Source organism: Micromonospora sp. NPDC049836 (assembly GCF_044465125.1).
Lineage (GTDB): Bacteria > Actinomycetota > Actinomycetes > Mycobacteriales > Micromonosporaceae > Micromonospora.
Genome location: NZ_JBITLH010000009.1, coordinates 258,070 through 282,273 on the forward strand (window position 1 = coordinate 258,070; position 24,204 = coordinate 282,273).

A 24,204-nucleotide genomic window follows, 5' to 3' on the forward strand; every position below is an offset into this window, starting at 1 on the left:
CGAGTCGACAGGCGACCACCCGGCGGCCGAATACATCGATCAGCGCCTAGCTCTTGAATGCCGCGAAACATTCTGGCAACGTTGGCGACCTCGATGTCTGTGCAGTGGGCGTAGGGCCTGCACACCTCGGGACCCCCAGCACCACCACCGTTTACGACCCGACGCCTACCGAGAGTTGTTAGCGCTAACAGCGTGGCGTCAACTCCGAGTGGAGGGAACATGCCCATGCCCATCGACCACGCGCCCCCACCGGCCGCCCCAAGCCGGCGCGGCCGGCGCCCGGGGCTGGCCGCCGCGGCCGTCGTGACCCTGCTGGCCAGCATGGCCGCCGTGGCGGTCAACGTCACCGAGGCGGCCGCGGCGTCGGTCGACACCAATGCCTGGTACGTCCTGGTCAACCGCAACAGCGGCAAGGCCCTCGACGTCTACGGCGCCTCCACCGCCGACGGCGCCCGGATCACCCAGTGGACCCGCAACAACGGCGCCAACCAGCAGTGGCAGTTCGTCGACTCCGGCGGCGGCTACTACCGCCTCAAGTCCCGCAACTCCGGCAAGGTGCTCGACGTCAACGGCGCGTCCACCGCCGACGGCGCGGCCATAGTGCAGTGGAGCGACCACAACGGCGCCAACCAGCAGTTCCGGCTGGCCGACTCCGCCGACGGCTACGTCCGTTTCCTCAACCGCAACAGCGGCAAGGCCGTCGAGGTGCAGAACGCCGCCACCACCGACGGGGCCAACGTCGTGCAGTACACCGACTGGAACGGCGCCAACCAGCAGTGGCAGCTCGCCCGGGTCGACGGCAGCGACCCGACCCCCACCACGCCGCCGCCGTCCGGTACGTCGTACACGAATCCCGTGGTGTGGCAGGACTTCGCCGACGGTGACATCATCCGCGTCGGCGACGCCTACTACTACTCGGCGTCGACCATGCACTACTCCCCCGGCGCGCCGATCCTGCGCTCCTACGACCTGGTGCACTGGGAGTACGCCGGGCACTCCGTGCCGAGCCTCGACTTCGGCTCCAACGCGTACAACCTCAACGGCGGGCGCGCGTACGTCAAGGGGATCTGGGCGTCGGCCTTCAACTACCGCAAGAGCAACAGCACGTACTACTGGATCGGCTGCGTCGAGTTCAACCGCACGTACGTGTACACCTCGACGGCCGTCGACGGCACCTGGCAGAAGCGCTCGCAGATCAACAACTGCTACTACGACGCCGGGCTGCTCGTCGACGACAACGACACCATGTACGTGGCGTACGGCAACACGAACATCAGCGTGGCCCAACTGTCGGCCGACGGGCTGAGCCAGGTCCGTTCCCAGCAGGTGTTCAGCACCCCGTCCAGCGTCGGCACCCTCGAAGGGTCGCGCTTCTACAAGCGCAACGGCTACTACTACATCTGGCTCACCCGCCCCGCCAACGGCCAGTACGTCCTGCGCTCCACCAGCCCGTTCGGCCCGTACGAGATGCGCCAGGTGCTGCTCAACATGCCCGGCCCGATGTCCGGCGGCGGCGTGCCGCACCAGGGCGGCCTCGTGCAGACCCAGAACGGCGACTGGTACTACATGGCCTTCGTCGACGCCTACCCCGGCGGCCGGGTCCCGGCGCTGGCCCCGATCACCTGGACCGGCGACGGCTGGCCGCAGGTCCAGACCGTCAACGGCGGGTGGGGCGCGAGCTACCCGACGCCGAACATCCCCGCCTCGTCGAAGACGGTGCAGCCGATGACCGGCGCGGACACCTTCACCGGCAGCGGCCTCGGCCCGCGCTGGGAGTGGAACCACAACCCGGACAACACCAAGTGGTCGACCGGTAGCGGCCTGCGCCTGCAGACGGCCACGGTCACCAACGACCTGTACGCGGCCCGTAACACGCTCACCCACCGGATCCAGGGGCCCACGTCCACGGCGACCATCGAGCTGGACTACTCGGCCATGAGCGACGGCGACCGGGCCGGGCTCGCGATGCTGCGTGACTCCTCGGCCTGGATCGGCGTCAAACGCGACAACGGCGCCACCCGGGTCACCCTGGTCAACGGCCTGACCATGGACGGCAACTGGAACACCACCGGGACCGGCACCGAGGCGGCCTCCGCCGCGGTCTCCGGCGGCCGGATCTGGCTGCGGGCCAACGCCGACATCCGGCCCGGCAGCGGGCGGCAGGCCCGCTTCTCCTACAGCACCGACGGCGTCACCTTCACCGCCCTCGGTCCGGCCTTCACCCTCAACAACGCCTGGCAGTTCTTCATGGGCTACCGCTACGGGATCTTCAACTACGCGACCCGCGCCCTCGGCGGCGCCGTCACCGTCCGCAAGTTCGACATGACCACCCCCTGATCCGGCACCGCCCCCACCACCAGAAACCCCGGAAGGTGTGCAGATGAGACAACCTCCCCGCCCGCCGCACGGACGGCTCCCGCAGCGGCTCCGGGCGATCCTGACCCTGCTGACCGCCGCGCTGCTCGCCGTCGGCGCCCCGCTGCTGATGTCCGGCTCCGCCGACGCGGGCACCACGCTGGGCGCCTCGGCCGCGGAGAAGGGCCGCTACTACGGCGCCGCCGTGCCCGCGTTCAAGCTCTCCGACAGCCAGTTCACCGGCATCCTGGACCGCGAGTTCAACGCGATCACCCCCGAGAACGAGATGAAGTGGGACGCCACCGAGCCGTCCCAGAACCAGTTCCGCTACACCGGCGGCGACCAGATCGTCAGCCACGCCCAGGCACACGGCATGAAGGTCCGTGGCCACACCCTGCTCTGGCACGCCCAGCAGCCCAGCTGGGCGCAGAACATGTCCGGCAGCACGCTGCGCAACGCCGCCATGAACCACGTCACCCAGGTGGCCACCCACTACCGCGGCAAGATCTACGCCTGGGACGTCGTCAACGAGGCCTTCGCCGACGGCGGCAGCGGCGGGCGCCGCGACTCCAACCTGCAACGCACCGGCAACGACTGGATCGAGGTCGCCTTCCGCACCGCCCGCGCCGCCGACCCGGGCGCCAAGCTCTGCTACAACGACTACAACACCGACGGCGTCAACGCGAAGTCGACCGGCATCTACAACATGGTCCGCGACTTCAAGTCCCGCGGCGTACCCATCGACTGCGTCGGCTTCCAGTCCCACCTCGGCACCACGATGCCCGGTGACTACCAGGCCAACCTGCAACGCTTCGCCGACCTCGGGGTCGACGTGCAGATCACCGAGCTGGACATCACCCAGGGCTCCAACCAGGCCAACATGTACGCGGCCGTCACCCGGGCGTGCCTCGCCGTCGCCCGCTGCACCGGCATCACCACCTGGGGCGTCCGCGACAGCGACTCCTGGCGCGGCGGCGACAACCCCCTGCTCTTCGACGCCAACGGCAACAAGAAGGCCGCCTACACCGCGGTGCTGAACGCCCTCAACGCCGGCGGCGGCAGCACGCCGCCGCCGGGCCAGGTCGACACCAGTGCCTGGTACGTGCTGGTCAACCGCAACAGCGGCAAGGCCCTGGACGTCTACGGCAAGTCGACCACCGACGGCGCGCGGATCACCCAGTGGACCCGCAACGACGGCGCCAACCAGCAGTGGCAGTTCGTCGACTCCGGCGGCGGCTACTACCGCGTCAAGTCCCGCAACTCCGGCAAGGTGCTCGACGTCAACGGCGCGTCCACCGCCGACGGCGCGGCCATCATCCAGTGGACCGACAACAACGCCGGCAACCAGCAGTTCCAACTCGCCGATTCCAGCGGCTACCTGCGGCTGATCAACCGCAACAGCGGCAAGGCCGTCGAGGTGCAGGGCGCCGCCACCACCGACGGCGCCAACGTCGTGCAGTACGCCGACTGGAACGGCGCCAACCAACAGTGGCAGCTCGTCCGGGTCGGTTAGCGGGGCGGGATCGCGCCGCCGTCCGGCGGCGGGGCACCGATCCGATCCGCTGACCGGGTGTCCCGGTGCTCCCGTCCGGGGAGCACCGGGACATCGCCGCGCCGCGGGGCCACGAGCCGGTGGGCGGCGGGGGCCGGGAATCCCGGTGGTGCGGCGCGTGGGTCGTCGCTACGCGTTGTCCGGCGTCGAGCGGGAGGTCCGGTCGCGGCGCCTCGGCGGCGTCGCGGTCAGGTCCGGCCTCTGCCCGGACGCGATGATGGCCGCGACGGCCACCGCCATGACGGCGGCGGCGAGCGACGGGTCGTAGTGGGAGCCGGCTCGGGGAAACGACGACCAGGCCACGTTGTAGGAGGCGTGGCAGAGGGCCGGCGCCAGGATGCCGCCGCCGGCGTTGTCGTACAGCCAGACCAGCACCACGCGGAAGAGCACGGTGAACACGGACTGCCCGACGATCCAGGACGTGGAGCGACCGGTCTGCAGGTGCGGCACGATGTGCCAGATCGCCCAGACCACGCCGATGACGAGGGCCGCGGCCAGGGCTCCCCAGCGCTGCCGCAACGGCGTCGTGGCGTACCCGCTCCACCCGACCTCCTCGGCCAGCGCGCTGACCAGGTAGACGGCGGCCAGCGGTGGCAGCGCCGACCAGGCGATGGCCGGCTCCGGCAGCGGCGCGCCGGTCCAGCGCAGCACCAGGTAGGACGTCGCCAGGACCAGGGGTGGCAGCAGCAGCGCCGGGAGATACCAGACCAGGTGGGTGGCGCGTGGCAGGCGTACCAGGCCGGACGCCCAGTCACCCAGTCCTCGCCGTCCGCGCCGGCGGTACGTCAGGACGACGGCTGCGATCGCCGGGCAGACGAACATCAGGGCGCTGGCCGGCACCTCCGCCCGGGTCCAGCGGGACAGGCCGCCGAGCAGCGGGCCCAGCAGGTAGAACGCGCCGCTGAGGACGAAGACCAGCCCGAAGAACGCGACCACCGGCCGGGCGCCGGACTCGCGCACCGGCTCGGCCACGCGCACAGCCTACCGATCGGTGTGCGGGATCACGGGGCGGCCGGGCGACCGTCAGGCCGCCCGGCCGCCCCGTGCGCCGGTTGTCAGCTGCGCAGGCTCCACTGCTGGTTGGTGCCGCCGTGGCAGTCCCAGAGGACGATCCTGGTCCCGTTGGCGGTGCCCCAGTTGTAGGCGTCGAGGCAGCGTCCGGACTGGACGCCGCTGATGGTGCCGTTCGCGTTGACGTTCCACTGCTGGTTGGTCCGGCCGTTGCAGTCCCAGATGATCACGCGGGTGCCGTTCGCGGTGGCGCCGCCCTCAGCGTCCAGGCACTTGGTGCCGAGCACCTGCAACTGCTTGGCCGTCGTGTAGGTCCACTGCTGCATGGTGCCGCCCCAGCAGTCGTACAGCTGCACCTGGGTGCCGTTGGTGGTGCTGCCGTTCGGCACGTCCAGGCAGCGCCCGGACTGCGCGCCGACGATCGCGGTGGTCGACCCGCCCCCCGTGCCACCCGGGGTGCCGATGCTGCCGGGGACCGCCTGCAGGGCGGCGTACCAGACGGCGGCCATCTTGTCGTAGCCGGTGGCGGTGGGGTGGATGCCGTCGATCAGGTCGCCGGTCGTCACGGCGCTGTGCATGTCGACGAGGTGGACGTGCTTGCCGGCGTTCACCTTGCCCTGCACGATGCCGGGGATGGCCGCGTTGAAGGTGCGTACGGCCGACTCCTGGCCGCTGTTGGCCAACGGGGTCAGCTGCGCGACGAAGACCTCCGCCGTGGGGGCGGTGTTCGTGATCCGGTCGATCAGGGTGGAGAGCCGGTTCGGCGCGGTGGAGACGTTGTAGTTCTGCAGGATGTCGTTGGTGCCGATGTGCAGCAGGACGCTGTGCGGCTGGTAGGTGTTGAGCCAGCCGACGATGTTGGCGTCGATCTGGTCGATGCGCCAGCCGGGGTGGCCCTCGTGGTCGTGGTCGCCCAGGCTGCCCGGCCCGTTGTACTGCGAGCCGACGAAGTCGGTGGTGTAGCGGCCGTTGGCGAGGCGCTGCCAGAGGCCGATGCGGTAGCCGCCGGGCACCTGGGTGCCCTCGGTGATGGAGTCACCGAGCGGCATCACCCGTACCCCGCCGTTGGACTCCGCGGCGGCCGGGCCGGCCGGGGCCAGCAGGCCGATCATCGTGAGGCCCATCGCGACGCCCGCGCTGAGCCATCGAGCTGTTCTCCTCATGTACGTTCCTCTCGGACTGACCGGGCGGCAGGCGGCGGAGCATCGGCCCCGCCACCTGCCGCGTAGTGGACCGGGCAGGTCGCTCCGTGCGCCGGTTGTCAGCCGCGCAGGCTCCACTGCTGGTTGGTGTCGCCGTGGCAGTCCCACAGGACGATCTTGGTCCCGTTGGTGGTGCCCCGGTTGGCCGCGTCCAGGCAGCGCCCGGACTGAACGCCGCTGATGGTGCCGTTCGAGTTGACGTTCCACTGCTGGTTGGCCCCGCCGGTGCAGTCCCAGATGATCACGCGGGTGTTGTTCGCCGTGCCGGCGCTCTCCGCGTCCAGACACTTGCCGCCGGACAGCTGCAACTGCTTGCCCGAGGTGTACGTCCAGCGCTGCTGGGTGCTGCCCGAGCAGTCGTAGAGCTGCGCCTGGGTGCCGTTGGTGGTGCTGGGCACGTCCAGGCACCGGCCGGACTGCACGCCCACGATCTCGGTGGCCGACGGGCTGGTCGGCGGCGGGTCGCTGGGGGTCGGCCCGGCGCCGCCGGTGAACCGCCAGTGATTGACATTGAACAGGTAGCTGCTGCCGCCGGTGAACCGCAGGTACAGGTCATGGGTGCCGGTGGCTCCGCTGACCGGGCAGGTGGTGTCGGTCCAGTTCTGCCAGCCACCGGTGCCGGTCACCCGGCAGGTCCCTACCAGCGGGCCACTGACGCTGTCCAGGCGCAGCTCGATGCTGCCTCCGCTGCCGCCCGACGCCACCCGGGCCGTGAACGAGGCGGCGCCGGTGCCGAAGCCCGCCCCCTTGACCTTGATGTAGTCCCCGTTCTCGATCCAGCCGACGTTCATTCCGCCCTCGGAGCTCGGCTCGGTCTCCACCCCCGACTCCCAGGCGATGGTCTCGGCCTCCTGCCGGACGTACGGATCCAGCGTCCCGACCTGTGGGGCGCCCGTGGTCGTCATGGTGATCGTGGGGATCGTGCCGTTCGTGCCGTAGCTGAACTTCTCCACCGCCACCGACCGGGTGAAACCACCGCCGCCCGGCAGCGCCCCGTTGTGGTAGAAGAAGTACGAGCCGCCCTTGAAGTCGACGATCCCGGGATGGTTGGTGAAGCTGCTGCCCTGGGTCGGCATGATCGTGCCGCGGTAGGTCCACGGCCCCAGCGGGCCCGGCGCGGTCGAGTAGGCGATGAACTCCGAGCAGCACTTGGCCGCGTAGACCAGGTAGTACAGGCCGTTGCGCTTGTAGACCCAGGGCCCTTCCTCGAACAGCGTCGGCCGGCTCGCGTCCCCGCTCCGGGTGCCGAACCCGGCGGTGGTCAACGGGATCTGGGTCGGGCTGCCCGAGTACGAGATCATGTCGGCGTTCAGCTTCACGTACCACAGGTTCGGGTTGCCCCAGTACAGGTACGCCTGGCCGTCGTCGTCGATGAAGACCGTCGGGTCGATCTCCCCGTTGCTCACCAGCGGACGTCCGATGGCGTCCCGGAACGGCCCGGTGGGGCTGTCGGCGACCGCCACGCCGATCCCCATCCGGCCGGTCGCGCGGACCGTCATGGGCACGTACCAGTAGAACTTGCCGTTGCGTTGGATCGCCTGCCCGGCCCAGGCGTCGGCGCTGGCCCAACTGAAGCTGGCGAGGTTGAGCGGCGAGCCGTGGTCGGTCCAGTTCACCATGTCGTCGGAGGACCAGACCCGCCACTCCTTCATCGTGAACCAGGTCGAGTTGTCCTCGTCATGGCCGGTGTAGAGATAGACCCGGTTGTTGTAGACCAGCGGCGCCGGATCGGCGGTGTAGATGGTCTGCACGATCGGGTTGTCCGCCCGGGCGATCCCCGGGAACAGCCCCAGCACGGTCAGCAGGCTCACGGCCAGGGCCAGCACCCGCCTGGTGCGGCGGTTGGCCCGGGCCGGCCGGGTGGGCCCGCTGAGCCTCCCCGGCACGCCGGCGGGTCGCGCCGCGAGACGCGGTCCCCGCCGGCCGGGCACAAAGGACAGTGACATGATGGGTCGCCTTTCGGATGGGTCGGACGGGGGTCGGCCGGGCCTCAACTCCGGCTCCACTTCTGGTCGTTGCCGCCGGTGCAGCTGGCAAGGACGATCGGGGTGCTGTTGCCGGTGCCGCCGCCGTTGGGGGCGAGGCAGATGCCGGACTGGACGCCGGTGATGGTGCCGTTGCTGTTGACGTTCCACTGCTGGTTGGTGCCGCCGTTGCAGTCCCAGATGATCACCTTGGTGCCGGGGGTGGTGCCCTGGGCGTTGGCGTCCAGGCACTTGCTGCCGTACACCTGGAGCTGCTTGCCCGAGGTGTAGGTCCACTGCTGGTTGGCGCCCCCGTTGCAGTCCCAGAGCGTCACCTGGGTGCCGTTGGTCTGGGACTGGTTGGGCACGTCGAGGCACCGGCCGGCGGCGGTGTTGCGCAGCGAGCTGGTGGTGCCGCCCGGGTCACCACCGGGGCCGGCCACCACGGACAGGTTGTCGAACTGGGCGGTCTGGCCCTGGCTGGTGCCGAAGCCCACCTGGCCGGCCACGAAGGAGGTGTCGCTCGCGGTGCCGACCGTCGTGCCGTCGATCGTCGCGGTGATGGTGCTGCCGGAGAAGCCGAGGGAGAGGCTGTGCCAGCGGTTGGTGCCCAGCGCCGCGACCGTGCCGCTGCGCAGGGTGGTCAGTTGTCCGGCGGTGTTGTTGCGCAGGATCGACCAGGAGCCGCCGTCGGTGACGCGCAGGAAGTAGGCGTTGTAGCGGCCGATGGGATCGAGGTTCGTGGTGCCGACCCGACCCTCCAGCTGCGCGTACCCGGACTTCTCGAGCAGGGCGTCGGCGGAGACGGTGTAGTTGCCCCAGGCCAGGCTGCCGCCGTAGGTGGCCGGGTCGGCGAGGGTCTTCCAGGTGATCGGGGCCTGCGGCGACATCTGCCGCAGGCAGATGCCGGACCGGCCGCCGCCGCAGCCGACGGTTTCGAAGGCGCCCTGCATGTCCTGCAGGTACTTCGGCAGCCGGCCGGTGGGGTAGCTGTCGAAGGTGTCCTGGTACGGCAGCCCCAGCGAGCCCTGGGCGGGGCTGGTGGCGGTGCCCTTGCCCTGGCCGGTGGTGGTGGTGATGCTGTAGAGGTAGCCGGGCTGGAGGGTCAGCGAGTACGCGCCGCCCGACGGGGTGATGTCGCTGGTGTGCACGAAGAAGTCGTTGGTGTTGTTCGAGTTGAGGTTGGTCGCCCACACGTGCACCTGGCCGGTGGAGAGGCCGCCGGTGACGCTGACGTTGAGCTGCTGGGCGCTGGTGGCGTCCATCGTCTCGATGATGGTGCTGTAGTCGGTGTTGTTGGTCGACTTCAACGACACGTAGCTGCCGTTGGCGCGGTTGCCGCCGAGGTAGCCGGTGGCGGAGTCCAGGTACTTCCAGCCGGGCGCGGTGAACTGGGCGGTGTGGGCCAGCGCCCAGGTGTTCTTGCCGACGGAGTACCAGCCGGACCAGGGCTGGTTGGCCAGGATCAGCCCGACGGTGGCCCACGGCAGGTTCGGGGTGATCGCCGCGATCAGGTCCCAGTTGAGGTAGGCGACCATCCGGCCGTCGATGTAGCCGCGGTTGACGCCCCGGGCCAGCGGCTTGGCGCCGTCGTTGTAGTCCTGGGAGCCGCCCTCGCTGTCCCACAGGGGCTTTCCGGTGCTGGTGGCGGTCGACGACACCGAGCAGGAGGTCTGCGCGCTGAGGTAGCCGCACGGGTAGTGGCCGCTGAGCACGTCGATGCTGTTGCGCAGCGTGGCGTTGGACGCCACCGCGTTGGCCGGACCCCAGCTGCCCGGGTAGTCGTCACCGTAGATGATCTTCACGCCGCTGTAGCCGTTGCTGTTCAACGCGCTGCGCAGGTTGATGGTCCAGTTCGCGTCGGTCTGCTTCTCGTTCTGCGCGGCGGTGATGTAGTCCATGGTCAGGTTGTGCTGCCGGGCGCAGCCCAGCCAGTCCACGAAATAGTTGATCATGTCCTGGGACATGAAGGTGCCGTTGCCGATCCACCCCGGGGCGCCCCAGGGCAGCGCCGCCAACTTGATGTTGGGGTTGCGGGCCTTGGCCTGCTCCATGATCCACCACTGGTAGCCGCGGTTGCAGTTGAGGTCGCCGCGGACGTGCTCGTGGCTCGGCTCGGAGCCGCTGGTGGAGTTGGTGTCCCCGCCCATCTCCACCTTGAGGATCTGCAGCGCGGCGCCGTAGCCGGGCTTGAACAGGTAGTCGAGGATCTGGCCCCGCTGCGGCTCCGGGTAGTCGATGAGCAGTCGACTGTTACCGCCACCGCCACTGACCGCACCGACACCGTCGAACGCCTGCCCGCCGGACGATCCGTTGATGGTGATCGACGTCGCGGCCTGGGCCGGCCCGGCGGTCACCGCCACCAGGCCGGTGGTGGCCAGGACCACGGCGGCCAGCCCCGCCAGCGGTCGCGGTGGACGGAGGAGTGTGCTCAGCCTCGACATACGCGATTCCCTTTCGGTAGTGGTGCGGATGCGCCGGGGCGGGCGGCGGGGTCTGCGGTTGGCCGGTGGGGTGTGGCGGCGCCCGGGAGCACGGGCCGCCCAACCGGATCGGCGGTGGCACGGAGGATGGCGCTGGTCAGCGGTAGCCGGCCGCGACGACGTCGCTCTGGACCGCGTTCTCGGTCGCGTCGGACGGGTAGCCCGCCACCATGGCGCCCTCGTAGAAGGTGCCGGCGCTGAGGTTGGCGCCTCCGCCGGGCTTGCAGCAGTCGCCGCCGCTGCCCAGGATGATGGCGCCCTGCTTCTTCATCGGGCTGTAGCCGGCCGGCAGCGCCCCGTCGTAGAGGGTGTAGAGGGTGCCGGACTGGGCGTTGCTGCCCTTGATGGCGAACCGCGAGGTGCCGTTGTTCTTCAGCGTGGCGGTGACGAACTTGCTGGTGAAGGCGCGCTGGTTGTAGTTCCAGGACTGGCTGCCGCCGGGGTAGAGCCCCCACTCCAGGTCCGCCTGGACCCAGGGGCCGGTGCCGGAGCAGCCGCCGAACCAGCAACTGGTGCTGAAGTTGATCGCGTCCATCGCGCCGGCGGCGTCGGCGGACCGGGTGGTCTCGCTGTTGCCGTAGTCGAAACAGCAGCCGCTGTTGACGTGGGTGCCGCTGGTGACCATGTACATGCCCTCCGGCGCGCTGCCGGTGGGGATGCCGGTGGTGTGCCCGTCCCGCCAGTAGCTGTTGCCGGGGTTGATGTAGAGCGAGTAGGCCTTGGCGCCGCCCACGGTCAGCGACTCGCTGGTCGCGGTGGCCGGCCGGCTGGAGGTGGACCCGGGGACCTGCGGCGAGCCCTGGTACCACAGGTGGTTGCCGCGCCCGGACTGGTCGTAGACGACGGTGATGACGCAGGTGGTGCCGGCGCAGAAGCTGTCCTGGGTCGTCGCGTTGGCGTAGCCACCGGCGCTCAGCACGCCGATGTCGCGCGTCGCGCTGTCGGAGGAGCGGCGGACCTGGTAGAGGTTGCCGGCGTACGCCGAGAACAACGCCCGGGTGGTGCTGTGCGCGGCGACGCAGGGCGTGCCGCCGGCGGCGTAGATGTCGCACGGCCGCCCGCCGGTCGGTGGCGGCGAGGTGGGCGGCGGGGACGACGGGGTCGTCGAGGTGGTCCACCGCTGGTTGGCCTGGCCGTTGCAGGTCCAGAGGATGATCTTGGTGCCGTTGGCGGTGCCGGCGCCGTTGGCGTCCAGGCAGAGTCCGGACTGGACACCGGTGATGGTGCCGTCCGCGTTGACGTTCCACTGCTGGTTGAGCTGGCCGTTGCAGGCCCAGATGATCACCTGGGTGCCGGGGCTGGTGCCCTGACCGTTGGCGTCCAGGCAGGTGCCACCGTTCCCGGTGAACTGCCGCGCCGTCGTGTACGTCCAGGTCTGCCCGGCACCGCCCCAACAGTCGTAGAGCTGGACCTGGGTGCCGTTGGTGGTGCTGCCGTTCGGCACGTCGACGCAGCGACCGGACTGCACGCCGACGATCGCACCAGGCCCGGCGGCGGCGACGGCCGGGTGGGTCCGGGCCACCAGGGCCAGGCCGCCGACGACCAGGACGAGCGCCAGCGCCCACCGCAGGGGACGCGACAGTGTGGACCGGACGGGCCGGGCGGGAGAGACCACCATGACGGCTCCTCGGATACCTTGGTGCCGCGCCGGTGGCGCGGCCTCATGGGTGATGGCCGCCGATGGATGCGTTAACATCCGCGGCAGGAGCTGATGCCGACGACACCCGGAGGACCGGTGAGTCCCGGCGGGCCAGGCTGCCGGAATGCCTGCGGTGGTGGCGTCTCGGCAGGGATGTTATCGATAACATCGACGTAACCTGATTAAAGCACAGCGGCGTCGATGGCGGGAGTGTTCGGGTGCCCGCGTACGCCGCGGAGAAGGCCCGCCGTGAGCTGCGCCCGGATGCCGGGCAGCCCGCCGTCGGCACGGCCCCTGATCAGCGCGATGATGGCGACGGACGGCAGCGCGGGCACCGGCGCGCAGGACCTGATCCGCCAGCAGGGGTCGCGTCACACCCCCTGTCGCCATGCCAGCCGCAGCACGCGACTCCCTCGTCCTCGCACACCGCTCCCCCGATGGCGAAGGCGCCCACCACGGCGCCCGCGACCCGACCGGACGGGTGCCACGACTCCAGCCGGCCGGAAGCCGGCCGCGACGGGCCGGCTGCATCGAGTCACATCGATTGACACTTTGTGGACCGACAGGAACACTGTTTGCCATACATCGCCATCCGGAGCCGGGCAGGGCGAGCCACCCCGAACGCGGGCAGGGCGCGATCACCGCGGGGAACCGGGCGTTCCCGCGACCGCACCGCGCGTGCCCGACCTCCGCCTGTACAGGTGATAGAAGGAGTCGTCCCCGTGACCATCAGAAGAAGACTGCTGCTCGTCCTGGCCGCGTCGTTGGCCGCCGCCGGCCTGGTGCTACCCACCCTGCGTCCCGCGTACGCGGCGTCGCTGGTCGAGGTGACCAGCTTCGGCGACAATCCCGGCGGGATGCGCATGCACGTCTACGTTCCCGACTCCCGCCCGGCCCGACCGGCGACCGTGGTGGCCATGCACGGCTGCGGCGGATCGGGCCCGGGCTTCTACTCCGGCAGCGAATTCGCCAGCCTCGCCGACCGGTACGGCTTCATCGTGATCTACCCGACCGCGACCCAGCAGGCCGGCTTCGGCAACTGCTTCGACACCTGGTCCGACGCCGCCAAGCGGCGCGGCGGCGGCAGCGACCCGGTGTCGATCATCTCCATGATCCAGTACGTGCAGCAGCGGTACAGCGCCGACCCCGACCGGGTCTACGCCACCGGCAGCTCGTCCGGCGGCATGATGACCAACCACATGCTGGCCCTCTACCCCGACGTGTTCAAGGCCGGCGCCGCCTTCATGGGGGTGCCCTTCAACTGCTTCGCCAACGCGGCGGACTACCCGCCCGGTTCCAGCCAGTGCACCGGCGGCAACATGAACCGGACGCCGCAGCAGTGGGGCGACGCCGTCCGCCAGGCCTACCCCGGCTACACCGGCCCTCGCCCGCGGGTGCAGCTGTGGCACGGCACCAGTGACACGCTCGTGCCGTACCAACTGCTCCAGGAGACCATCGAGCAGTGGACCAACGTGTTCGGGCTCAGCCAGACGCCGACCTCCACCGACACCCCGCAGACCAACTGGAACCGCCGCCGGTACGCCGACGCGACCGGCACCGTCCAGGTCGAGGCGTACAGCATCCAGGGCGCCGGGCACAGCCTGCCGTCCAGCGGGATGGCCGCGGTCGCCATCGGCTTCTTCGGCCTGACCGCCCCGCCCAGCCCGACCGTCTCGACGAGCCCGACGATCTCGGCCAGCCCGACGACCTCGCCGAGCCCGACGTTCTCCCCCAGCCCGACGGTGTCGCCGAGCCCGACGTTCTCTCCCAGCCCGACGGTGTCGCCGGGCGGGGCCTGCCGGGTCGCCGTGGCCGTCAACGCCTGGAACAACGGGCTGACCGAGAACATCATCGTCACCAACACCGGCACGAGCACCGTCAACGGCTGGTCCCTGGGGTTCACCCTGCCCGGCGGGCAGACCATCACCTCGGGCTGGAACGCCTCCTACTCCCCCGCCTCCGGCCAGGTCACGGCCCGGAACGTCGCCTACAACCCGACCATCCCGGCCAACGGATCCGTCACCATCGGCTTCCAGGCCACGCACACCGGTAACCCGGCCGCGCCCACCTCGTTCACCCTCAACGGCGCGCCCTGCACGATCGGCTGACGCCCGGCACGCCGGGGATGCCCAACCCGTGGGCATCCCCGGCGTGCCGGCCGGTACCGGTCTCCCCGGTCAGCGCAGGCCGGCGAACAGGTCGTCCTCCGGAACGGGGGCACCGGTGGTGTCCCGGACCCGGACGAAGGTCTCCACGCCCATCAGCTCGGTGAACCGCTCCTCGCCCAGTTGCAGGAAGAAGATGTTCTCGGCCTGGCTGGCGTGCGCGGCCAGCGACTCGAACTTCTGCCCGCCGTAGGCGCCGACGTCCACCCAGGTGGTGATCTCGTCGTCCGGCAGGCCCAGCTCCGGCTGCCCGTCCGGCTCGGGGAACTCGACGCCGATCTCCTTCATGACCTGCCCGAACTGCCGGAACGCGCTGCGCGGCACGGTGGTCCAGTAGACCTTCGCGGGGATGCCCGTCTGCTCGACGGCGGCCATCGTGATCCGGTGGGCCTGAATGTGGTCCGGGTGGCCGTAGAAGCCGTTCTCGTCGTAGGTCACCACCACGTCGGGCCGGTAGCGCCGGATCAACTCGGCCAGCCGGTCGGCCGCCGCCGCCACCGGGGTGGTCCAGAAGGCCCCCGGGGCGTCGTTGGCCGGCCACCCCATCATCCCGGAGTCGGCATAGCCGAGCGTCTCCAGGTGGGTGACCTTCAACGCCGCGCAACTGGCCGTCAGCTCGGCCTGGCGCATCGTCACCACCGTGCCCGGGTCGTGCCCCGGCTCGCCCGGCTTGGTCCCGCCGAGCCCGTCGCCGCACCGACCGTCCGTGCAGGTCACCAGCACCGTCGTCACGCCCTCCGCCGCGTAACGGGCGAGGATCCCGCCGGTGCTCGTCGCCTCGTCGTCGGGGTGCGCGTGCACCGCCATCAGAGTCAATGGTCGTTCAGCCATCCCACCACCTTAGGCGGGTCGGCCGCACGCAGCGGCCGACCCGTTCCGGTGCTGGCCGTTCAGCTGCCCGACGGCACGTGGTCCTGGACGTCGTCGTAGCCGACCTTGCCCGGCGCCTCCGCCGGGGCGTAGATCACCCGCAGCACACCCGTCGGGAACACCTCGGTCGCGGTCACCCGCAGGTGGTACGGCGTGTCGCCGTCGTCGAACAGCCTGCGCCCCTTGCGCGCGGCGACCGGGTGCACCAGCAGGCGCAGCTCGTCGACCAGCCCGGCCGCGAGCAGCTGCTGCACCACGGAGATGGACCCGGGGATGAGGATGCCCTTGCTGCCGGCGTCGGCCTTGAGCGCGCGGACGGCCGCCACGAGATCGCCGTCGACCAGCTCCGAGTTGCGCCAGGTGAAGGTCAGCGGCTGCCGCGAGACGACCACCTTGCGCACGTCACCGAGCTGCTTGGCGAAGCCGGCGTCGTCGCCGCCCGCCGCCTCCCGCTCGGGCCAGGCGCCGGCGAAGCTGTCGTACGTCACCCGGCCGATGAGCAGCACGTCGGCGGTGTCGTAGTCCTCGGTGACGGCCCGGCCCATGTTCTCGTCGAAGTACGGGAAGTGCCAGTCCGGGTCGATCTCGGCGACACCGTCGGCGGAGATGAACAGCGTGGAGATGACCTTTGCCATCGGAAGTCCCTTCAAGTCGCGTCCAGTCGACGGGTAGACCGTCGCAGCATTCCAAACTCATCGGCGGGCCACCGACCCGTTTCGGCACGGAACCCCTCCCGGCGGATCACCACCGGCGCAGCGCGGCGGCCAACTGGGCCAGGGCGAGGTGGGCCGCGTCGAAGAGGGCGAGCTTGCGCGGGAAGTTGTGGATGAGCCCCTGGTAGCGGGTGGCGGTGACCGGCACGCCGGCGGCCAGCAGCGCGGCGGCGTACCGTTCCCCCTCGGCGGCGAGCAGGTCGAGCTCGGCCGTGATGACCACGGCCGGCGGCAGGCCGGTGAGGTCCGCGCGCAGCGGGTCCAGGTCCGGGTGGGTCCGGTCCACCCCGGCGGGCGCGTACGCGTCCCAGAAGAACCGCATCTCCTCCCGGTCCAGGCCGTACTCGTCCAGCGGCGGATAGTCGGCCGCGGGGTCGATGACCGGGCAGCTGAGCAGCTGGCCGGCCAGCCGGATGCCCGCGTCCCGGGCCCGCCGGGCGGTCACCGCCGCCAGGTGCCCGCCCACCGAGTCACCGGCCACCGCGATCCGGCCCGGGTCGAGGCCGTACCCCACCGCCCCGGGCCCGCGCAGCCAGCCGAGCGCGCCCGCCATGTCGTCGACCGCGGCCGGGTACGGGTGCTCGGGGGCGAGCCGGTAGTCGACGGAGAGCACGGCCCAGCCGGACGCGGCCGCGAGGTGCCGGCACCACCCGTCGTGGGTCTCGACGCCGCCCATCACCCAGCCGCCGCCGTGGGCGTAGAGGACCACCGGCAGCGGGTCGTCGCCGGCGTCGCGGTAGAGGCGGGCCGGCACCCCGCCCGCGTCGACGCTCACCACCGAGCGGATCGCCGGCCCGCCGCCCACCTCGTCGGGCGTGGCCCGGACCATGCTCAGCCGCGCCGCCGGCAGGGTCGCCCGGGTGAGCGGGACCCGCTGCTGGACCTGCATCGCAGCCCGTGCCTGCGGGTGCAGCCGGCTGGGATCCACCCGCCCAGTATCGCTGCCCGGCCGAGGTACGGGTCGGCGACACGGCGGTGCCGGATCGGCGCGCCGGCGGCTACGGTGGCAACGTGGAGGAGTTGCTGCCGGCACTGCCGGAGGACTGGGACCGCTGCCTCGCGGTGGCCGCGCACCCCGACGACATCGAGTACGGCACGGCCTCGGCGATCGCCCGCTGGACCGCGCAGGGCAAGCAGGTCACCTACCTGCTGGCCACCCGGGGCGAGGCGGGGATCGACGCCGTGCACCCCGACGAGGCCGGGCCGTTGCGCGAGCGGGAGCAGCGCGCCGCCGCCCGGGAGGTCGGCGTGGACGTCGTGGAGTTCCTCGCGCACCGCGACGGCGTCGTCGAGTACGGGCCGGACCTGCGTCGGGACATCGTCCGGGCGATCCGAAGGCACCGGCCCGACGTCATCGTCTCCGGCGCGTTCGACATCCGGATGGTGGGCGGCATGACCAACCAGGCCGACCACCGGGCGGTGGGGCTGGCCACGTTGGACGCGGCGCGCGACGCCGGCAACCGGTGGATCTTCACCGAGCTGGCGGACGAGGGGCTGTCGCCCTGGGACGGGGTGCGCTACGTCTGCTTCGCCGGCGCCGAGCGCCCCACACACGGTGTCGACGTCACGGGTGAGCCGTTGCGGCGCGGCATCGCCTCGCTGGCCGCGCACGCCGAGTACACCAAGGGCCTGGGCGTGGCGGGCCCGGAACCCGGGCCGTTCCTCACCTGGGCGGCCCGGCTGGGCGGGCCGGCGCTGGGCGTGGCCGAGGCCGTCCTGTTCGACGTGCACGCCCTCCGGTTCGAGGGCCCACCGCCCTGGCTGTGAGCCGGCCCCGGCTCAGGCTGGCGGGCGGGCCCCCCGGGGCGCCGGATCGGACGTACGGGACAGGAGGCCGCGGTGGTTGGGACGACACCCACCGGTACGACGGTGACCGAGGTGCTGGCCGAGCTCGCCGCGCTCGCGGACCCCAAGACCCGCGCGGTCAACAGCAGGCACGGTGACGACCACGCGGTGAACCTCGGCAGCCTGCGCGCGCTCGCCAAGCGGCTCGGTACGCAGCCGGAGCTGGCGCGCCAACTCTGGCGCAGCGGTGACAGCGCGGCGCGGCTGCTGGCAATCCTGATCTGCCGGCCGAAGGCGTTCGAGCCGGACGAGTTGGACGGGATGCTCCGCGAGGCGCGCACCCCGAAGGTGCACGACTGGCTGGTCACCTACGTGGTGAAGAAGAGCCCGCACGCCGAGCGGCTGCGCCTGGCCTGGTCCGCGGACGCGGATCCGGTGGTGGCCAGTGCGGGCTGGGCACTGACCACCGAGCGCGTGGCGCGCCGGCCCGCGGGCCTCGATCTCGCGGGTCTGCTCGACGTCATCGAGGCGGAGTTGAAGCCGGCGCCGGAGCGCCTGCAGTGGGCGATGAACCACTGTCTGGCGCAGATCGGCATCGACCATCCCGAGCACCGGGCGCGGGCGATCGACATCGGCGAGCGGCTGGCGGTGCTCAAGGACTACCCGACCTCGCCGGGCTGCACGTCCCCGTACGCGCCGGCCTGGATCGCCGAGATGGTGCGCCGCCAGCACGGCGGGTAGCTGGCGCGGGCGCTACACCTTGCCCTGCAGGACCTTGCCCAGCCGGAGCGCGGCGTCCTTGCGCCTGTCCGGGTCGCTGATGCTCACCTTGATCCCGCAGAAGTCGCCGCCGCGGCACGGGAACCACAGCTCACCGTGGATGTCGTTGTAGGTGGCGTCGTCGGCGGATCCGCTCACCGGGCCGCCGGCATCGGCCACCGCCTCGTACTGCTCCTTGGGCAGCACGGTCGCGGAGACCGCCTCCACGATGCCGTCCTTGGGCCCGGCGGACGCCGTCCAGATGCACCCGCCGAGCGCGTAGTCGTGCTGCCCGCCGTCGTTCGGGCCGATCACCTCGGCGACCTCGTTCGCCGGCAGGCGCCCGCACTCGTCGCCGTTGGCGCCGGTCCCGGCGTCGGCGGCCTCGTCCCCGGCCGCCGGCACGCCCACCGGGCCGGACGCGGCCGGCCCGCCGTCGCTGCCACACGCCACGACCAGGGTGAGCGCGCCTCCGACGAGCGCGACCTGGGCCAGCTTCCTGAACATCCCCATGGGTCATTCCTTCCTGATCGGTTCGGCTGTCGGTGTCGGTCGCGACCCTGTCGGGCCCGGGCCGGATGTCTCGGTGGCCGTCAGTCCCGGCAGAGGGGCACGTCCGGTTCGACGACGGTGCGGTTCACGATGTCCTTCCTGACGAAGTCGGCCTCCTTCGGCACGGTGACCTTCAGCACGTGCTCGATGGCCTTCGCCAACGGTTCGGACATGCTGATGCCCTCCCCGGCGCGGACGGTGGCGACGAGCGTGGACCCGCGACACTTCACCGCCGGTCCGGCCAGCGGCAGCCCCACCCGGCCGGCCGCCGAACCGTTGGTCAGGCCCACCGAGGCCACGATCGCGACGAACGGCCCGGCCCCCGCCACCGGCAGGCCGATCAGGAACCCGAAGCGGAACTCGACCGCGAGGACGATCGCCTCGACGCCGATGGACACGCCGCGCAGGGACTGCATGATGCTCTCCCGCACGGAGAAGGTGGGCGTCAGCACGGACGAGCCGGCGTAGCCGATCGGCCCGGAGAGTCCCCACCGGCCGGTCGCGGAGATGTTGCCGTTCTTCGCCGTGAACGCCGTCTCGACGAGGAACTTGAAGGTCTGTTTCAACGTGGCGGGGAAGCCGCCGATGATGATCGGCTGCTTCACCTCGATCGGAAACTCGATCTTCGCCTTCTTGTTGTCGCTGAGCCCGCCCTGTGCGCCGGCGGCGATCGTCACGGCGAGTCCCTCGACCCCGTCGATGCGGAACGAGGGGTGCGGGATGATGCCGTTGGTCACCCGCAGGTCACCGCGGACGCGCAGGTTGCGGACCAGCAACTGGATGTCGAAGTCGACCCGCAGGCCGGCCGCGGCGGTCGAGTGCTCGGCGCTGAGCCCCAGCTTCGCGTTGTCCTTGTAGGCCGTCACATCCCAGGCGCCGACCTTCCGTTTGACGCTGCTGGCCGCGCCCGCTCCCGGCGCGCGGGCCGGCCCGAGCGCCAGCGGCGGCACGGCGAGCCGCAGGCCGCCCACCCCGATGGCGTTCGTGCCCAGCCCGGTGGCCTGCTCGGGGTCCGGCAGGACCGGCGTGGCGGGTGCCTCGCCGGCGACCTCCCCCAACAGGTCGGGCAGCGGACCGAAGGTCTGCGCCTCGAGATCCAGCGCCTGGTCGATGGTGAAGTGGCCGTCGCGTACCACGTCGGTCAGCTCGACCGGAGCCAGGGTGACCGCCAGGTCGCCCCGGGCCCGCTCGACCCGCACCACCCGGCCGAGCGCCTCGCTCGTGGCGAACATGATCTTTCCGGGCGCGAGGTCGCCGGCGCCGGCGGCGTCACCGTCGAGCACGTACGTGAACCCGTCCGCGCTCACCGAGCGGATCGCGTCGCCGCCGCCGGAGACGAGCACGACGTCCGGCTGGTACACCACCGAGCGGTCCGGCCTGGGCGCGTACCCGTACCGCCGGTCCGCCGCGTCGGCGGGGCCGGAACGGGCCGGGTCGAGCATCCCGCACCCGGCGGTCAGCGCGACGAGACAGACCAGTGCGGCCGCGCCGGCGAGCCGGTGACGGAGCAGGCCGGTCGGGCCGGCGCGCTCGGGTCGGGACGCTTGGGTGCTCATGCCCGCCGACGCTAGGCGCGAGGGCCGGCCACCGAATCGGGTGATTCCCTATGCAGAGCCGGCTCCGGCCGAAGGAGAGGGAAACCCCCGATTCCTCACCGCCCGTCGGGTCCTACCGTTCGACGCATCACCTGGCGCCGCTCGCTGAGCCGGTCGGCGGGTCTGTTCGACGGCCGGTCCGACGATAGGGAGATCCGCAGCGATGAACGACACCCGCCCGTACCGCCGGCTCGCCGCGCTGGCCCTGGCCACGCTCCCGCTGCTCGCCGGGGCCGGCTGCGCCGGCTCCGACAGCGCACCCCGATCCGCGCCCCCCGCCACCGACCAGCCGGCCGGCGTCGACGTGTCCACGGCCGCCACGGAGGAGGCCGCCCCCAGCCCGGCCGCCGCCGTCGACCCCTGCGCCCTGGTGTCCAAGGCGGAGGCGGAGCGGCTGGCCGGCACCGCCCTGGCGGACGCGAAGCCGGTCCAGGACAGCTGCACCTACTCCGGCCCGGTCACCGGCCCGACCGCCCAGGTGGAGGTCTACGTCGGCGACGGGGCGAAGAAGTACCTCGACATCGAACGCGACCTCGGGCACGAACTGCGGCCACTGTCGGGCGTCGGCGACGAGGCGTACGCCACCGTGGAGGCGGTCTTCGTCAACAAGTCCGGCCGCTGGGTGACCGTCCGGCTGGTACGCCTCAACGACCCGGCCGAGAACCGCAAGCCACTGGAGACGGTCGCCCGTACGGTCGCCGGCCGGCTCTGAGCCCACCGGATTCATCCGGATCGGCAGTCCGGGCCCACCGGAGCGGTCCTGGTTCGTGGTCCGGGCCCGTGCCAGTATTGATCACGTGCTGGGCGAGACCGTCGGCCGCGACGCGGTGATCGACCAGGCGTGGCGCTGTCTCGGCGAGACCGGCGTGGTGCTGCTGGACGGGCCCGCCGGCATCGGGAAGACGACCCTGTGGCGGGCGCTGGTGGCCCAGGCGGAGCGGGCGGGGTGGCTGGTGCTCGCCTGCGCGCCGACCGAATCCGAGCTGGACCTGCCGTTCGCGGCGCTGGCCGACGTGCTCCGTCCCGTCGCCGCGCAGGCGGCCGGGCTGCCCGGCCCGCAGCGCCGCGCCGCCGAGATGGTGCTGCTCTCCGCCGACAGCGACGAGCCGGTCGACGAGCGGGTCATCGGTGCCGCCACCCGCTCGCTGCTGGACGCGGCGGTGGACAGCGGGGTGCCCGTGCTGGTCGCGATCGACGACGCGCCGTGGCTGGACCGGGCCAGCGAACGGGCCCTGCGGTTCGCGCTGCGCCGGGTGGCGCCCCGGCTGGCCACGCTGGTCACCTGCCGCCGGGCCGAGGCGGCGCCGGAGGTGGTACCGCTCGGGCTGGGCCAGGGCCCGGCCGGCGGCCGGCTCACCCGGATCGGCGTGGAGCCGTTGGGGGTGGGTGCGCTGCACCACATCCTGCGCAACCGGCTCGGCGCCGCGCTGGGCCGTCCGCTGCTGGCCCGGATCGCCCGGGACGCGGGCGGCAACCCGCTGCTCGCGATCGAGCTGGCCCGGGCCGTGCTGCGGCTGCCCCGGCCGCCGTCGCCGGGCGAGGACCTGCCGGTGGCCACCTCGATGCAGCAGTTGCTCGGCGAGGTGCTGGCCGGGTTGCCCACCGAGACCCTGCACGCGGTGCGATTGGCGGCGCTGCTCGCCGTCCCGACGCTGCGCGACCTGACCGCCGCCGGGGTGCGGCCGGCCGCGTTCGACCCGGCGGAGGAGGCCGGGCTGCTCGTCGTGACGCCGGTCGCGGTCGAGTTCACCCATCCCGTGTACGCGTCGACGGTCCGCTCGGCCAGCTCGCCGGGAATCCGCCGCCGGCTGCACCGGGCGCTGGCCGACGTCGTCGCCGACCCGGACGAGCGGGCCCGTCACCTCGCGCTCTGCACGGTCGGCCCGGACCTCGCGGTCGCCGGCGTGATCGCCCGCGCCGCCGAGCGGCAGCACGTCCGGGGCGCGCCGGAGGTGGCCGCGCAGCTCTTCGAGCGGGCCGCGGCGCTCGTCCCGGCGCAGGATCCGGCCGGTCGGGGCCGGCTGCGGCTATCCGCGGCGCGCTGCCGGTACGACAGCGGCGACTACGCGGCGGCGGGCGCCGCGGCCGAGTCGATCGCCGACGAGTTCGCCGGTGAGCTGCGCGCCGAGTCGCTGCTGTTGCGGGCGATCGTGGCGTGGAGCGCCGACGAGCCGGGCGAGGTGGCGGTCGGGGCGGCCGAGCGGGCGCTGGCGGCGGTGCCGCCGGAGTCGCCGCTGGCCGGGCGGATCCACGCGCACCTGGCCGGGTTCCGCGACGCGCCGGGGCCCGCTCGCCGGCACGCGGAGGCGGCCGTCGCCCTGCTCGCCGATCGGGCCGACGACCGCGGGCTGGCCGCCGCCGCGCTGCTGCAGCTGTTCTTCCAGGAGGTACGGGCCGGGCGCCCGGCCCGTACCGGGCTGATGGACCGGGCGCTGGCGATGGAGGGCGACGAGCCGTCCTGGCTGGCCGGCACGATACCCGCGGTCTGGTGGAAGTCCATCGACGACGCCGACCGGGCCCGGCAGCGGTTGCACTGGATGCTCGGCCGGGCCACCGCGCGCGGCGATCAGCCGTTGCAGCACGAGCTGCTCAGCCATCTCGGCGAGACCGAGCTGCTGGCCGGCTGCTGGCCGGCCGCCGAGCGGCACATCGCGGCGGCCCGGGATCTCGGCGAGCAGCTCGGCACCGGGCTCAACGGCGAGCGGTGGCTGGCGGGGCTGCTCGACGCGCACCGGGGCAGGCTGGCCGAGGCGGGCGTGGTCGCCGAGGCCGGGCTGCGACGCGCCGAGGACACCGGCGACGGCTGGGTCCGCCGGATCTACCGGCACCTGGCCGCCTTCGTGGCGCTCTGCGCGGGCCGCACGGACGAGGCCGCCCGGGCGTACGGCAGCCTCGCCGCCGACGTCGACGAGCTGGGGCTGGTCGAGCCGCTCGCGCAGCGCTTCGAGCCGGACTGGATCGAGGCGTGCGTGCGCGCCGGTGACCTGGCGACGGCCCGCACGGCGCTGGCCCGGCTCGCGGAGCGGCACGAACGGCTGCCCCGGCCGTGGACGACGCTGGGTCTGGCCCGCAGCCGGGTGCTGCTGGACAGCGCGAGCGGGGTCGACCCGCTGGCCGCGCTCGACGCACTCGCCGCGGCGCGGGCGAGCGTGCCGGCGGGGGTGCTGCCGCTGGACCGCGCCCGTTGCCTGCTCGTCGCCGGCGTCGTGCACCGGCGGGCCCGGCGCAAGCGGGCGGCGCAGGACGCGCTGCGCGCCGCCGCGACGGAGTTCGACGCGCTCGGCGCGCGGGCCTTCGCGGAGCGGGCCCGCGCGGAGCAGGGCCGGATCGGCGGTCGTCCCCCGGCCCCGCTGGAGCTGACCGCGACGGAGGAGCGGGTGGCGCGGCTCGCCGCCCAGGGCCGGACCAACCGGCACATCGCCGACGAGCTGTTCATCAGCCCGAAGACGGTGGAGGCGAACCTGGCCCGCGTCTACCGGAAGCTGGGCATTGCCAGCCGGGCCGAGCTGGGCGCCGCGATGGCCGGCCGGCCGGCGGACAATCGCTAGGGAAACGCCGG

The 24,204-nt window shown here is 72.2% G+C and carries 17 protein-coding genes; 7 read left to right on the top strand and 10 right to left on the bottom strand.

From position 1 onward, the window contains the following. Positions 1 to 225 precede the first annotated feature (225 nt). Positions 226 to 2,337, top strand: a complete 2,112-nt coding sequence (locus tag ACIBPB_RS24220) for a family 43 glycosylhydrolase (RefSeq protein ID WP_396841813.1) — start codon at positions 226 to 228, stop codon at positions 2,335 to 2,337. 43 nt (positions 2,338 to 2,380) lie between these two features. After that, positions 2,381 to 3,868, top strand: a complete 1,488-nt coding sequence (locus tag ACIBPB_RS24225; protein WP_396841758.1) for an endo-1,4-beta-xylanase — start codon at positions 2,381 to 2,383, stop codon at positions 3,866 to 3,868. Positions 3,869 to 4,036: 168 nt separating this feature from the next. On the opposite strand, the gene ACIBPB_RS24230 is transcribed toward ACIBPB_RS24225, so the two are convergent. The 5 genes from ACIBPB_RS24230 to ACIBPB_RS24250 all read right to left on the bottom strand — a co-directional run bounded on the left by ACIBPB_RS24230 (position 4,037) and on the right by ACIBPB_RS24250 (position 12,185). Continuing rightward, positions 4,037 to 4,879: a CPBP family intramembrane glutamic endopeptidase gene (locus ACIBPB_RS24230; protein ID WP_396841759.1), complete on the bottom strand. Its 843-nt coding sequence runs from the start codon at positions 4,877 to 4,879 to the stop codon at positions 4,037 to 4,039. A gap of 83 nt (positions 4,880 to 4,962) precedes the next feature. Next, a complete protein-coding gene (locus ACIBPB_RS24235) occupies positions 4,963 to 6,081 on the bottom strand; it encodes an RICIN domain-containing protein (RefSeq protein WP_396841760.1) in 1,119 nt (372 codons plus the stop codon). Positions 6,082 to 6,179: 98 nt separating this feature from the next. Continuing rightward, on the bottom strand, positions 6,180 to 8,066 hold the full coding sequence (locus tag ACIBPB_RS24240; protein ID WP_396841761.1) for a family 43 glycosylhydrolase: 1,887 nt from the start codon (positions 8,064 to 8,066) through the stop codon (positions 6,180 to 6,182). 44 nt (positions 8,067 to 8,110) lie between these two features. After that, on the bottom strand, positions 8,111 to 10,528 hold the full coding sequence (locus ACIBPB_RS24245) for a ricin-type beta-trefoil lectin domain protein (RefSeq protein WP_396841762.1): 2,418 nt from the start codon (positions 10,526 to 10,528) through the stop codon (positions 8,111 to 8,113). A 136-nt stretch (positions 10,529 to 10,664) separates the two neighbouring features. Further along, positions 10,665 to 12,185, bottom strand: a complete 1,521-nt coding sequence (locus tag ACIBPB_RS24250; protein WP_396841763.1) for an arabinofuranosidase catalytic domain-containing protein — start codon at positions 12,183 to 12,185, stop codon at positions 10,665 to 10,667. Positions 12,186 to 12,928: 743 nt separating this feature from the next. On the opposite strand from ACIBPB_RS24250, the gene ACIBPB_RS24255 reads away from it, so the two are divergent. Then, a complete protein-coding gene (locus ACIBPB_RS24255) occupies positions 12,929 to 14,314 on the top strand; it encodes a PHB depolymerase family esterase (RefSeq protein ID WP_396841764.1) in 1,386 nt (461 codons plus the stop codon). A 69-nt stretch (positions 14,315 to 14,383) separates the two neighbouring features. Here the strand turns inward: ACIBPB_RS24255 and ACIBPB_RS24260 are convergent, their stop codons facing one another. From ACIBPB_RS24260 to ACIBPB_RS24270, 3 genes are all read right to left on the bottom strand, one after another. Then, positions 14,384 to 15,202 (bottom strand): PIG-L family deacetylase, encoded by an 819-nt coding sequence (locus ACIBPB_RS24260; protein ID WP_396841765.1) that lies wholly within the window; start codon positions 15,200 to 15,202, stop codon positions 14,384 to 14,386. 59 nt (positions 15,203 to 15,261) lie between these two features. Next, positions 15,262 to 15,876: a dihydrofolate reductase family protein gene (locus ACIBPB_RS24265; protein ID WP_396841766.1), complete on the bottom strand. Its 615-nt coding sequence runs from the start codon at positions 15,874 to 15,876 to the stop codon at positions 15,262 to 15,264. A gap of 106 nt (positions 15,877 to 15,982) precedes the next feature. Next, positions 15,983 to 16,882: an alpha/beta hydrolase gene (locus tag ACIBPB_RS24270; protein WP_357324290.1), complete on the bottom strand. Its 900-nt coding sequence runs from the start codon at positions 16,880 to 16,882 to the stop codon at positions 15,983 to 15,985. Between the two features lie 83 nt (positions 16,883 to 16,965). On the opposite strand from ACIBPB_RS24270, the gene ACIBPB_RS24275 reads away from it, so the two are divergent. Next, positions 16,966 to 17,721: a PIG-L deacetylase family protein gene (locus ACIBPB_RS24275; protein ID WP_396841767.1), complete on the top strand. Its 756-nt coding sequence runs from the start codon at positions 16,966 to 16,968 to the stop codon at positions 17,719 to 17,721. A gap of 72 nt (positions 17,722 to 17,793) precedes the next feature. Continuing rightward, the gene (locus tag ACIBPB_RS24280; protein ID WP_396841768.1) at positions 17,794 to 18,480 is read left to right on the top strand and encodes a DNA alkylation repair protein; all 687 of its coding nucleotides are present in this window, start codon (positions 17,794 to 17,796) and stop codon (positions 18,478 to 18,480) included. 12 nt (positions 18,481 to 18,492) lie between these two features. On the opposite strand, the gene ACIBPB_RS24285 is transcribed toward ACIBPB_RS24280, so the two are convergent. After that, on the bottom strand, positions 18,493 to 19,011 hold the full coding sequence (locus ACIBPB_RS24285; protein ID WP_396841769.1) for a hypothetical protein: 519 nt from the start codon (positions 19,009 to 19,011) through the stop codon (positions 18,493 to 18,495). 80 nt (positions 19,012 to 19,091) lie between these two features. Then, a complete protein-coding gene (locus ACIBPB_RS24290; RefSeq protein ID WP_396841770.1) occupies positions 19,092 to 20,606 on the bottom strand; it encodes a hypothetical protein in 1,515 nt (504 codons plus the stop codon). A gap of 202 nt (positions 20,607 to 20,808) precedes the next feature. Between ACIBPB_RS24290 and ACIBPB_RS24295 the strand changes: the two genes are divergently transcribed. Both ACIBPB_RS24295 and ACIBPB_RS24300 read left to right on the top strand, forming a co-directional pair. Continuing rightward, positions 20,809 to 21,357: a hypothetical protein gene (locus tag ACIBPB_RS24295; RefSeq protein WP_396841771.1), complete on the top strand. Its 549-nt coding sequence runs from the start codon at positions 20,809 to 20,811 to the stop codon at positions 21,355 to 21,357. A gap of 85 nt (positions 21,358 to 21,442) precedes the next feature. Further along, positions 21,443 to 24,193: an ATP-binding protein gene (locus tag ACIBPB_RS24300; RefSeq protein ID WP_396841772.1), complete on the top strand. Its 2,751-nt coding sequence runs from the start codon at positions 21,443 to 21,445 to the stop codon at positions 24,191 to 24,193. The last annotated feature ends 11 nt before the right edge of the window (positions 24,194 to 24,204 follow it).